This window comes from Sandaracinobacteroides sp. (assembly GCF_057137845.1).
The window spans coordinates 1-11,221 of the sequence record NZ_DBNHFX010000133.1 but is presented as its reverse complement, the minus strand read 5'-3'; the positions used below and the strand labels follow the sequence as shown (position 1 = coordinate 11,221).

At 66.0% G+C, this 11,221-nt stretch carries 11 protein-coding genes; 6 read left to right on the top strand and 5 right to left on the bottom strand.

Going from position 1 to position 11,221, the window contains the following annotated elements; genetic code table 11:
* Window positions 1–131: 131 nt before the first annotated feature.
* Entirely contained in the window at window positions 132–1,877 is a 1,746-nt protein-coding gene (locus tag AC16JP_RS07845; RefSeq protein WP_484340057.1) for a thiamine pyrophosphate-binding protein, read from the bottom strand.
* 135 nt (window positions 1,878–2,012) lie between these two features.
* Here AC16JP_RS07845 and AC16JP_RS07840 point away from each other — a divergent pair, with 135 nt between their 5' ends.
* On the top strand, window positions 2,013–3,008 hold the full coding sequence (locus tag AC16JP_RS07840; RefSeq protein WP_484340056.1) for an AraC family transcriptional regulator: 996 nt from the start codon (window positions 2,013–2,015) through the stop codon (window positions 3,006–3,008).
* On the opposite strand, the gene purQ is transcribed toward AC16JP_RS07840, so the two are convergent.
* Both purQ and purS read right to left on the bottom strand, forming a co-directional pair.
* Window positions 3,005–3,670 carry a phosphoribosylformylglycinamidine synthase subunit PurQ gene (gene purQ, locus AC16JP_RS07835; protein ID WP_484340055.1) on the bottom strand — a complete coding sequence of 222 codons (666 nt, stop codon included), beginning with the start codon at window positions 3,668–3,670 and terminating at the stop codon, window positions 3,005–3,007. The two genes, AC16JP_RS07840 and purQ, sit on opposite strands and share 4 nt — an antisense overlap.
* The gene (gene purS / locus AC16JP_RS07830) at window positions 3,667–3,909 is read right to left on the bottom strand and encodes a phosphoribosylformylglycinamidine synthase subunit PurS (RefSeq protein ID WP_484340054.1); all 243 of its coding nucleotides are present in this window, start codon (window positions 3,907–3,909) and stop codon (window positions 3,667–3,669) included. Before purS ends, purQ begins: the two co-directional genes overlap by 4 nt.
* Before the next feature lie 154 nt (window positions 3,910–4,063).
* Between purS and AC16JP_RS07825 the strand changes: the two genes are divergently transcribed.
* Complete coding sequence (locus AC16JP_RS07825) at window positions 4,064–4,954, top strand: enoyl-CoA hydratase/isomerase family protein (RefSeq protein WP_484340053.1); 891 nt, start codon at window positions 4,064–4,066, stop codon at window positions 4,952–4,954.
* 37 nt (window positions 4,955–4,991) lie between these two features.
* Here AC16JP_RS07825 and AC16JP_RS07820 read toward each other — a convergent pair whose 3' ends face one another.
* On the bottom strand, window positions 4,992–5,729 hold the full coding sequence (locus tag AC16JP_RS07820) for an enoyl-CoA hydratase/isomerase family protein (protein WP_484340052.1): 738 nt from the start codon (window positions 5,727–5,729) through the stop codon (window positions 4,992–4,994).
* Between the two features lie 182 nt (window positions 5,730–5,911).
* Here AC16JP_RS07820 and AC16JP_RS07815 point away from each other — a divergent pair, with 182 nt between their 5' ends.
* The 4 genes from AC16JP_RS07815 to AC16JP_RS07800 all read left to right on the top strand — a co-directional run bounded on the left by AC16JP_RS07815 (window position 5,912) and on the right by AC16JP_RS07800 (window position 10,859).
* Entirely contained in the window at window positions 5,912–6,793 is an 882-nt protein-coding gene (locus tag AC16JP_RS07815) for a LysR family transcriptional regulator (protein WP_484340051.1), read from the top strand.
* Window positions 6,794–6,929: 136 nt separating this feature from the next.
* On the top strand, window positions 6,930–7,907 hold the full coding sequence (locus tag AC16JP_RS07810; RefSeq protein ID WP_484340050.1) for an NAD(P)H-dependent flavin oxidoreductase: 978 nt from the start codon (window positions 6,930–6,932) through the stop codon (window positions 7,905–7,907).
* Between the two features lie 29 nt (window positions 7,908–7,936).
* The gene (locus AC16JP_RS07805; RefSeq protein ID WP_484340049.1) at window positions 7,937–9,454 is read left to right on the top strand and encodes an AMP-binding protein; all 1,518 of its coding nucleotides are present in this window, start codon (window positions 7,937–7,939) and stop codon (window positions 9,452–9,454) included.
* Between the two features lie 70 nt (window positions 9,455–9,524).
* Complete coding sequence (locus AC16JP_RS07800) at window positions 9,525–10,859, top strand: MFS transporter (RefSeq protein WP_484340048.1); 1,335 nt, start codon at window positions 9,525–9,527, stop codon at window positions 10,857–10,859.
* Here the strand turns inward: AC16JP_RS07800 and AC16JP_RS07795 are convergent.
* On the bottom strand, window positions 10,850–11,221 hold a 372-nt coding region (locus tag AC16JP_RS07795), incomplete at its 5' end, for an amidohydrolase family protein (protein WP_484340047.1). The genes AC16JP_RS07800 and AC16JP_RS07795 overlap by 10 nt on opposite strands.

Here is an 11,221-nt window from a genome sequence, read left to right as displayed (position 1 = left end):
TGTCGTCGGGGAATGGCTGCACCACCGGCTCGACGAGCAGCGGTTCCGGCAGTTGCTGTTCACGCTGCTTGGCATGACCGGGGTTCTGCTCGCGCTGCATCGCTGAAGCGCCGCCGCCCGGCCGGGGCGTGTCAGGACCCCGGCTCTTCGTGCATCTTCTTGAAGTGGATGAGGCCCGGCGCCCACATGTGCTTCACCGGGTCGACATCGACATGGATCACCGCGGCGCCACCGCAGTCGATTGCGTGCTGCAACGCCACACGGAATTCATCGGCCGAGGACACCCGCTGGCCGAATGCGCCCATGGATTGCGCCAGCAGGTCGAAGCGGATTTCGCCCAGATCGGCCTTGATCGTCTCGTCGTCGTCGAGCTTTTTCATCAGCATGGTCTTGAATGGTCGCAGCATGAACTGCTGATTCATCTTCACCATGCCCCATTGCCGGTCGCACAGCACGATCCAGATCACCCGCGCCTTGTTGCGGACGGCGGTTTCCACTTCCTGCGGGTGAAAGCCGAAGGCGCCGTCGCCGATGATGCAGCAGACCGGTGTGCCCGGAAGCGCGATCGCCGCGCCGACCGCCTGCGCCATTCCGGCGCCCAGCATCCCGAACTTGAACGTCGAGAGGATGCGGTTCGGCACAATGGCGCGGTGGTAGAACATCGCCCACACGGCGGCGTTGCCGCCGTCGGCGACCAGCACGCTGTCGCTCGGGAACAATTCGCCGCAGATGCTGGCGATATGGGCGGGGTTCATCGGCACGCGCATGTCGGCCAGCGCCTTGGCGGCTTCTGCGCGTTCGGCGGCGATCAGCTTGCCATAGCCCGCCACCCGCTGTTCGCGCGCCTGCCGGTTCGCCGGCGCCGCACTTTGCAGTTGGTCGACCAGCGCCTCCAGGAACAAACGCGCGTCGGCCTGCACGGCCAGATCGGCGGGCTTGTTCAGGCCCAGCATGGTGGCGTCGATATCAACCTGGATCGTTTTCTGCTGCGCCGGGTCGCGCCAGTAGGGTGGCTTGCCCCACCAGTCGGTTTCTCCCACGCGCGAACCCAGGATCAGCGCCACGTCGGCGTCGTTGCGGACCTTGTGGCTGACCTTGATGTTGGGCATCGGGATCGCCAGCGGCGACGCTTCGCTAAGCACGCCGCGCGCTGCCCAACTGGTGGTGACAGGGGCGTGCAGCAGTTCAGCGACACGGGCCAGCGCATCGAATGCGCCGGCGTGGATGATGCCGCTGCCGGCGTGGATCATCGGTGCTTCTGCCTGCAACAGCATTTGCGCGGCTTCGGCCACCTGTTCGTCAGGGGGCAGCAGCGGCATGGTCCGCCGGTATTGCGCCGGGCGCCACTGCGCGGGGGCCTTGAACTTGCCGTTCATCAGCGTTTCCGGAATATCCAGATGCACGACGCCGGGCCGCCCCTCCCACGAGGCCCGGAGCGCCTTGCGCGCCAGTTCCGGGATGCGTTCGAACGACGAGGCTGCGGCGCTCCACTTGCCGATGCGGCCGATCACCCCGCTCTGGTCGAAGCACTGGTAGGCGCCGCCACGGTCTGGATACATGATCGCCGGGCGGCGGGCGCTGGTGATCGCCAGCACGCGGTTCCCCTCGGCCTGTTCGACCACGAGGCCCGGCAGGATGTTGGCCACTCCCGGCCCGTTCGACGCCATGCATACGCCAAGCTTGCCGGTGAGGCGCGCATAGGTGCCGGCCATATGGGCGGCCGAGGTTTCGTGGCGCGGCGTCACGATCTCGATGCCGAGGCGGTGCAGCGCCGAATAAAAGCCGAAATAGGTGCCGTCGATGATACCGAAGACGTGGCTGACCCCTTCGGCCTGCAACATGCGTGCAAGCAGTTCGCCACCGGTGATTTCCGCCATGTCCTGTCCTTGCGCTTGTGGCCTCGATGCTGGCGACCGGCCTTGCAGGCCTATGGGCCGCTGCTAGGATGGCCGTAGGAGCAGGCAACCTATCCGTCAGGGCAGGGGCTGTAACGCTTCAATCGGGACGGTGAGATGGCAATTCAGGCCACGGCAGAGGAACCATTCAGCGTAAACCGGCTCTATGCCCGCGCCATCGTGCAAAGCGCCGGTCGCAATGCCCTGCCGCTGCCCAAAGCGCTGCTGCAAGAGGTGGAGGATCAGCCGCGCCTGCCGCTGGCGACGCTGGACGGACTGTGGGACAGCTATTGCGCCGCCAGCCACGATCCGCTTGCCGGGCTTCGGCTGGGCCTCGCCCTGCAACCGGGCCATCTCGATTGCGCGGGAATGCTGCTGGCAAGCTGCGAGACGCTGGGTGAAGCATTGCAGCAGTTGGCCGAGGTTGCGCCGATCATCGGCGAGGGCGGGGATTTCTCGATCGACGAATGGCCGGGCCATGCGGCGGTTCGCTATCAGCCGCACATGGCCGTCCGCCGCGCCGAGCGGGTGGAGGCGGCGCTTGCCGGTTTGCTGCGGCTGATCCTGTGGGCGAGCGGCGACAGGTTCCGCCCGAACGCGATGCGCTTCGAACATCGACCGCTGGCGCCCACGGCGCAATATCGCGCGTTGCTGGGGATCGAAACCTGCTTCGACGCCGGGGTGAACGCGCTGGTCTTTGGTGCCGATCAACTGGATCTGCCGTTCATCCAGGCGAACAGCACGCTGCACCGGCACCTGCGCCACCTGACCGACCGGATGCTGGCCGATCTGGCGCACGCCAGCCTCAGCGCCGAGGTGCAGCGGATCGTCCGCGCCAATCCGCGCTGGGGCAAGGAGCGTGTGGCCGAGCGGCTGCACCTGAGCGGACGCCATCTGAACCGCCGGCTTGCCGAAGAAGGCACGTCGTTCAAACTGCTGCGCGACGCCAGCCTGCACGCCGTGGCCGCCGAGCGCCTGCGCGGGCCGATGCGCGTGCGCGACATCGCCGAAGATCTGGGCTTTTCCGACGAGGGGGCGTTTACCCGCGCGTTTCGCCGCTGGACGGGCCTGACCCCGGCGGGCTTCCGCCGGCAGGCTGACGAACGTCGTTAGCCGAGCGTTCCCAGCAGGCCTTCGAACATCCGCCTGCCATCGGTGTTGCCGTGCGCAGTTTCGACGCAGCGTTCCGGGTGCGGCATCATGCCAAGCACATTGCCCTTGTCGTTCAGGATGCCGGCAATGTTGCGCGCCGAGCCGTTCACCGGGTCGCGATAGCGGAACGCCACCTGCCCCTGCTGTTCCAGCCGGTCCAGCGTGTCCTCGTCGGCCTGATAGTTGCCGTCGTGGTGGGCGACGGGGATCACGACCTGTTCGCCGGGGCCGAAGCTGCGGGTGAAGCTGTTGTCGGCGGTGACGACTTCCAGCGAAACGTCGCGGCAGACGAAATCCAGCCCGGCGTTGCGCATCAGCGCACCGGGCAGCAGGCCGGCTTCGGTTAGCACCTGAAACCCGTTGCAGATGCCAAGAACCGGGGTGCCGCGCGCCGCAGCGGCGATCACTTCGCGCATGATCGCCGACCGCGCCGCGATTGCGCCGGAACGCAGATAATCGCCATGGGAAAAGCCGCCCGGAATAGCGATGAGGTCGAGACCTTCGGGGAGTTCGCCGTCGTCGTGCCAGAGCATGGCGGGCTTTGCGCCCGTCACCAGTTCGAGCGCGGTCGCGAGGTCGCGGTCGCAGTTGGAGCCGGGAAAGACGACGACGCCGCTTTTCATGCCAGTTCGACCCGGAAATTCTCGATCACGGTGTTGGCCAGCAGCTTGCGCGCCATTTCGGCCACCTGTTCTTCCGTGGTGTGGGGCGCGACATCCAGTTCGATCACCTTGCCGACGCGGACGTCGGCGACCTGCGGGAAGCCAAGCCCTTCCAGCGCGTGCTGGATAGCGCGACCCTGCGGGTCCAGAACGCCGGGCTTCAGGGATACGGTGACTCGGGCTTTGCGGGTGTCGGTCATGCGGTGCATATGGTGCAGCGGGCGGCAAAAAGGAAGGGCGGCCTGCACCTGTGCGCTGCATGAATGGCGCTCATCAATCGCACGTCCGCGCCGCCTTGCCTGCAAGTCCTGCCCGAACGACATTTCCGTCCATACCGGCCCGAGGAGGAAGCGCATGTTCAAGGCAGCAGAATACGCCAGCGTCGATGCGGTGCTGGCGGAAGCGCCAGAGGGCATGACGAAATTCCGCATCGAGCGCGACGACGAGGGGGTGGCGCTCGTTACCATCGACCGGCCGGAACGGCTGAACGCCTTTTCGATGGGCCTGCCGACGGACCGGCCGCGCCCCGGCGGCTGGTCGTTGTTCGACCGTTATCTGCGCTCGCTGACCCAGGAACTGAAGCACGACCCGTCGGTGAAGGTGGTGGTGCTGACGGGCGAGGGGCGCGCCTTTTCGGCAGGGGCCGACATCAAGGATTGGGCGGGGCTTGAACAGGCGTCGGCGGCGGGCAGCTCGGCGTTCGTGAAGGACGGCCTGCTGTTCGACGAACATACCGCGATGATGCATGTCTGGTTTCAGCACCTGGTCAAGCCGACCATCGCCATGGTGAACGGCCCGGCGGTCGGCATGGGGGCGGATCTGGCGGCTGCCTGCGATATCCGCATCATGGCCGACACGGCCTTTTTCCAGTGGGCCTATGTGCTGAACGGGCTGGTGCCTACCGAGGGTGGCATGTGGCTGCTGCAACGGCTGGCAGGGCGCGGCAAGGCGCTGGAATGGCTGATGACGGGAAGCCGCGTCGGCGCCGACGAGGCGCTGCGGCACGGGCTTGCGAACCATGTGGTGCCGTTGGCCGACCTGCGCGTCCGCACGCTGGAAATGGCCCGCCACATCGCCCGGCTGCCGTCGCGCGCGGTGCAGGCAACGCGCTTTGGCGTTCAGGCCTGCGAACGGATGGGCTTTCAGGATTCGATCGGCCTTGCTTATCTGTCGGGCTATGCCCTGCGCGGCGGCATCCACGAGCGGGTGCAGGAGCGCGCAGGGACGATCGGCAGCAGCGACTGACCCGGCTCCGAACGGCCCGGCAAGAGATCGGGCTGGCCTAGCGGCCCTTGAAGTTCGCCGGCCGGCGTTCCTGCAATGCGGTGATCCCTTCGCGGAAATCTTCGCTGGTGCGCATCGCATCGACCATGCGCTGCGTGGCGAAGCCTTGTTCGACCGGGCCTTTCGGCAGCGTGGCCATGGCGATCGCCTTCATCGACCGCACCGCAAGCGGCGCGTTGGCGGCAATCCTGCGGGCGATTTCCATCGCGCGGTCGAAGGCCGATCCGGCCGCCACCACTTCGTTAACGAAGCCGATTTCGCGTGCCCGTTCCGCCGCCATGCTGTCGCCGGTCAGCATCCATTGCAGGCCGGGCTTATAGAGCATCCGCCCCGGAAAGCCCGCCATCATGCCGCCGTGGAAGCCCATGGTCGCTTCGAGGTAGGCGAAGCTTGCGGCTTCGCCGGCGATCACGATGTCGCCCATCAGCACCAGCGAGCAGGCCATGCCGAGGCAGGCGCCTTCCACTGCGATCAGGATCGGCTTGTCGCACGGCACTGTGGTGTTGGGGAAGGCGCCGTCGTCGTTTGCGGGCGGTTCGCGGAAGTCGAGGCCCGACGAAAACACCGGACCTGCCCCGCGCACGATGCAGACGCGCGCCGCATCGTCGGCGGCGAAATCAAGCCACACGCGGCGGAACCCTTCCACCATGTCGGCGTTCCACGCGTTACGCTTTTCCGGCCGATTCATGGTGACGATCATCACCGGGCCGTCCATCTCGACTGTGACGCAGGCCATATCTTCTCTCCCTCGGATACTGTCGGGGCCTCAGTTGCGTGGCGGCTTGGCGCGGCACAAGCAAAATCGCGCGCAGGCTGCTGAACCGGATTGATGGCGACCATATGCCGCCGGTGATTGAGCCGCTGCATCGCGGCTGCTAGCGTGCGCGCGGCTGCCACAGGCAGACGAGGGAACCAGGATTGAAACAGCCGCCGCCGCCATTCCTTTTGTTGCAGACGATCGAAGCAGTCACCCGGCTGGGCAGCCTGAAGCGCGCAGCCGATGAACTGAGCGTCACGCCGTCGGCGATCAGCCACCGCGTGCGGCTCGTAGAGGAACGCTTCGGCCGCCGCCTGTTCGAGCGGGACGGGCAGGGCATCCGCGCGACCGACGCCGCGCGCGAACTGGCCGCCGCCGTCGAGCAGGCGACTGCGGCGGTCGACCAGTGCTGGAACACGCTGGTCGACGATCCCGACGCCCGCCGCGTGCGCCTGTGCGCGATGTCGGCTTTTGCCGAGCAGTTCATCCTTGGCAACATGGACGAGTTCCGGCGCCGTTTCCCTGATTTTCAGATGGACTCGACGAGCACCACCATCAGCGAAGGCGGAATGCGCGGCGACTATGACATCCTGATCGGGATCGGTCCCTACCCCGACGAGGGGTGGGAATATGTCGATCTGATGCCGCTGTTGATGAAGCCGGTCTATCAGCCGGCGGCCGTGCCGCCGATCGTCGTAGGCAACGAAGTGCTTGGCCCGCTGCTGAGTTCCGGTTCGGACTTTCTGCCGTGGGAGGCTGCGGCGAAAGCGGGCGGTTTCACCATTGCGCCGTCGGCGCGTGTGGTGCGGTTCGATTCCATCCTTACATCGACACATGCCGCCGTGCGCGGCAAGGGTGTCGCGCTGGCGCCCGCATGGATGGCGGACCGGCTGGCAGCCTCGGGCGAGGCGTCGGTTCTGGGAACCGACGCCATCGATTCCCGACTGCAATACTGGCTTGCTGTCCGCAAAAGCAGAAAGCTCGATTCCACCTTCGGTCGTTTCCGCCGCTGGCTGGAAGGCCTGATCCGCCAGGCTGTCTGAAGTCCGTGCCGGGCCGGTGCCACGGCCTTACGTGAACTGGGATCAACTGAACCGGGGTCAAATCGCTTGTGCGAAAAGGCCCTGACAGGCGAACCATGCTTGTCGGGTGCGGGCGCCGCACAGGAGGAGACCGAGCATGAGCATTCCTGAGAGCTATCGCGAACATCTGCGGCTTCCGGTGATCGGTGCGCCGATGTTCATTGCGTCCGGTATCGAAATGGTCGTCGCGCAGTGCGAAAGCGGGATCATCGGCACCTTCCCGGCGCTGAATGCCCGCCCGCAGACCGAACTGGCCGGATGGATCCGCGAAATCCGCGACCGGCTGGCGGCAACGCAGGCGGCCGATCCCGACCGCAAGGTGGCGCCGTTCGGCGTGAATCAGGTGATGTCGGAACGCAACGACCGCTGGCAGGCTGATCTGGAAACCATCGTCCGCGAGCAGGTTCCGCTGATCATCACCAGCCTGCGGGCGCCGCCGCGCGAAATCCTTGAGGAAGTGCATCGTTATGGCGGGCTGGTGTTCCACGATGTGACCAGCCTGCGCCACGCGCGCAAGGCGGCGTCGATGGGTGTCGACGGGTTGATTCTGGTGGCCGCCGGTGCGGGCGGGCAAGGCGGCGATCGCAGCCCCTTTGCGCTGGTCAATCAGGTGAAAGAATTCTTCGACGGCACCATCATCCTGTCGGGCGCCATGAGCACCGGCGGCGACGTGTTCGCCGCGCAGGCGATGGGCGCCGACCTTGCCTATATGGGCACCCGGTTCCTGCCATCGATCGAATCGACTGCATCGCCGCTCCATAAGGATGACGTGCTGGCGTCGGGCGCCGACGACATCATCTACACCAACATGTTCACCGGCATTCACGGCAACTACATCAAGCGGACTCTGGTCGCCGCCGGTTTCGATCTGGATAATCTGCCGAAATACAGCCCGGAAACCGCCAAATACCGCAAGGGCGACGATGGCGAGATCAAGGTGTGGGTCGATATCCGCGGCTGCGGCCACGGCTGCGGCTCGATCGACCGGCCGCAGCCGGTTGCGGAAATTGTCGACGAGCTGGAAACCCAGTATCGCGAAGCGGCCAGCCGGCTGGCGCAAGTGGCGTTCGCCTGAACTGCCCGGACGAGCGAGAGGGAATGGCAATGGCGGGTATCAGTGAACAGGCGGCAGCGGATCCGGCCGGAATCGCGGCTATCTTTCCGGACAGCGGCGTCACGCTGACGCGCGGCGAACTGGAAGCCGCCACCAACCGGGCGGCGCATGGTTTTCGCGCCATCGGGTTGCAGCGCGGAGACTGCGTTGCCCTTTCGTTGCCGAACGGGCCGGACTTCCTTGCCACCATGCTGGCGGCGCAGCGCAGCGGCCTCGTTTATGTGCTGATGTCGACCAAGCTGTCGGCGGGCGACGCAGCCTATATCCTTGCGGATTCCGGCGCCAACGCAGCCGTCGTTTCGTCGGCAAGTTTCGCCGCCGAGGACGAAGCATTGCTGCGTGCGGCCCACGGTGCAATCCATGGCATCGGCCTTGGCAGCGCCTTCCCCGACTGGCGCGCCCTTGTCGCCACCATGCCCGATACGCCGATCGAAGGCAGGTCGCGCGGTGTGGTGATGCTGTACAGCTCGGGCACCACCGGCAGGCCCAAGGGCATAAGAAAGCCGCTTCCGGCCGCCGATGCGACTGGTCCTGATCCGCTCGATCAGGGGCTGGTGCTTGGCTATGGCATGAACGACAAGGCGGTCGTCTATTGCGCCTGTCCGCTTTACCATGCGGCGCCGCATCGCTTTGTCAGTGCGGCGCTTTCGGCCGGATCGACGATGGTGATCCCCGAACGCTTCGACGCCGCGTCGACGCTGGTCCACATCGAGCGCTACCGCGTGACGCACAGCATGTGGGTGCCGACCATGTTCCACCGGCTGTTGCGCCTGCCCGACGATGTGCGGCTGGGGCATGACCTGTCGAGCCACCGCCATGCCATCCACGGAGCAGCACCCTGTCCGGTGCATGTGAAGCGCGCCATGATCGAGTGGTGGGGTCCGATCCTCGATGAATATTATTCCGGCAGCGAGGGCATCGGCTCGACGACGATCAGCTCGGCGGAATGGTTGCAGCACCCCGGCTCGGTAGGACGCCCGCGTGGCTGCAAGGTGCATATCCTTGGCCCGGACGGCGAAGAACTGCCCGCCGGCGAAACTGGCGACATATACTTCGAAACCGAAATGCAGTTCGAATACTGGAACGACCCGGAAAAGACCCGCAAGGCAGCGAATGCGCACGGCTGGCGCACGTTCGGAGATGTCGGCAGCGTCGATGCGGATGGGTATCTGTACCTGTCGGACCGGCGGCATTTCACCATTATTTCCGGCGGCGTGAACATTTATCCGCAGGAACTGGAATCGGTGTTCCTGGAACATGAGCTGGTGCGCGATGCTGCGGTGATCGGCATCCCCGACGAGGAATTCGGCCAGAGCGTGCTGGCCGTGGTGCAGCCCGTCGAAAATGCGGGCGATCCGGCGGCCCTGAAGCAGCAGTTGCTGGACTTCGCGCGCCGCCGCCTCGGCCCGGTGAAGGCGCCTCGGCGGATCGAGCTGGTGGACACACTGCCCAGGCACGACACCGGCAAACTGTACAAGACGGAACTGATCGCCCGCTTCGGCGGCTGAAGCAGGGACCGGACACACCGGGCAGACATTCCATCGACAGCGTTCGAGAGACCAAGGGGAGGGGAGCGCAATGACGACGACCGGGCAGGTGGCCGCAGACGCGCCTTCCGCTCCGCTCACGCGCGGGCAGATGCTGGCCTATTGCATCTATGCAGTGCCGCTGATCGCAACCACGGCGGCGATTTCGAACTTCATCCCGCCCTACTACAGCCAGACGTTCGGCATGCCGCTTGCGGTCGTTGCCTCGTCGCTGGTGATGATCCGCGTGATCGATGCGATCTGCGACCCGCTGATCGGGCTGGCGATCGACCATTCGGGCTTTCGCCAGAAGCATCGCCCGTGGCTGCTGATCGCGCTGCCGCTATATCTGGTCGCGGTCTGGCTGCTGTTCATGCCGATCGAGGCGCTGGTCAGTCCGCTCTACCTCGTGGCGACGGGGGGCGTTGTCTATATCGCTTTCACCATCGGCATGGTGGTGCATCAGGCATGGGCCGCCTCGCTGGCGACCGACCCGCGAACGCTTTCGCGATTGTTCGGGTTCCGCGAAATCGGGGTGATCGCGGGCGTGCTGGGGGTGTTCGCGCTGGCGGCTGCCGCCAGCCATTTCTATGGCAGCGATATCTCGGCGCAGGCGCGCGCTGCGGGGCTGTTCATTCTGGTGTCGATCACGGTTGCCACGCTGATCACCTACGCCTTCACCCCCGACCGCGAGGGCAAGGCGATCGCGCATTCGGCCGCCGGCTGGTCGATGCTGCGGCCGTTCCTCCTCAGCCGCGACTTCATCCTGCTTTCGGTCGCCATTCTGGTGTACAACAGCGCCTGGACCGCGATGGCGACGACCGGCTTCTTCGTTGCCCGCCACCTGTATGGCGCGCCGGAATATTTCGCCCTCGGCCTGACGCTGACCTTTGCCATCGCGCCGTTCGGCATGGCGTTGTGGATGAAGATGGCGAACCGGCTTGGCGACAAGGCGACGCTGCGGATCGCCTGTCTGTATCTGGCTGCCAGCGCGGCGCTGCTGCCTATTGCGTCGCGGTTCGGTGCGCCGGGACTGTTCAGCGTGCAGGCCCTGATGGGGATCGGGTTCGGGGCAGGACCGTATCTGCTCAGGTCGATCACCGGCATTCTGGCGAACGACTATATCAGCCAGACCGGGTGCGAAGTGCGGGGCGCCGCCTTCGCCATGACCAACTTCTTCGACAAGCTGGGAAGCGGGCTGGGCGCGTCGGCGCTGCTGCCGCTGGCGATGCTGGGCTTCGATCCGGCCCATCCGGTTGGCAGCTCCGGGCGCCATGCGCTGCTGCTGGTGGCAACCGTTGTGCCGCTTGGCGGCTTCCTGCTGACGGCGCTGCTGGTGCACGTGTTGCGGGCAGACGTGCCGCCCGCGCACGACGATCAGGCGTGACCGTGGCAGCAGCCGTGGCGCGCGGCCTCGACGAAGGCGGGTTCGTGCCACCAGTGCGCTGAACCCGGCATAGCCACAGCCAGCGCCTGCACCGGCGCGGCCTGCGGTGCTGCGAACGGCGCACAAAGTGACGCGATATCGTGGCGGATGCCGGCCGCGACAACCATCCTGACGTTCGCTGCATCCTCGATCCGGGCCAGCGGGTTGCCCTCGACGAGGCTGATGTCGGCATGGGCGCCGCGCGCGATCACGCCCAGCCTTTCGCCCAGCAGCAGGCCGGCGTTTCGGGTTGCGGTCGTCAGCGCGTCGACAGGCGCCATGCCGAACCGCACCATGCCGCGCAGGTTCATGTGCAGGCTGGT

Excerpts from the sequence above, each read along its gene's own strand:
- purS (WP_484340054.1), bottom strand. The coding sequence starts at position 3,909 with ATGACCGACACCCGCAAAGCCCGAGTCACCGTATCCCTGAAGCCCGGC.
- purQ (WP_484340055.1), bottom strand. The coding sequence starts at position 3,670 with ATGAAAAGCGGCGTCGTCGTCTTTCCCGGCTCCAACTGCGACCGCGAC.
- AC16JP_RS07805 (WP_484340049.1), top strand. The coding sequence starts at position 7,937 with ATGGCGGGTATCAGTGAACAGGCGGCAGCGGATCCGGCCGGAATCGCG.
- AC16JP_RS07825 (WP_484340053.1), top strand. The coding sequence starts at position 4,064 with ATGTTCAAGGCAGCAGAATACGCCAGCGTCGATGCGGTGCTGGCGGAA.
- AC16JP_RS07800 (WP_484340048.1), top strand. The coding sequence starts at position 9,525 with ATGACGACGACCGGGCAGGTGGCCGCAGACGCGCCTTCCGCTCCGCTC.
- AC16JP_RS07810 (WP_484340050.1), top strand. The coding sequence starts at position 6,930 with ATGAGCATTCCTGAGAGCTATCGCGAACATCTGCGGCTTCCGGTGATC.
- AC16JP_RS07840 (WP_484340056.1), top strand. The coding sequence starts at position 2,013 with ATGGCAATTCAGGCCACGGCAGAGGAACCATTCAGCGTAAACCGGCTC.
- AC16JP_RS07820 (WP_484340052.1), bottom strand. The coding sequence starts at position 5,729 with ATGGCCTGCGTCACAGTCGAGATGGACGGCCCGGTGATGATCGTCACC.
- AC16JP_RS07845 (WP_484340057.1), bottom strand. The coding sequence starts at position 1,877 with ATGGCGGAAATCACCGGTGGCGAACTGCTTGCACGCATGTTGCAGGCC.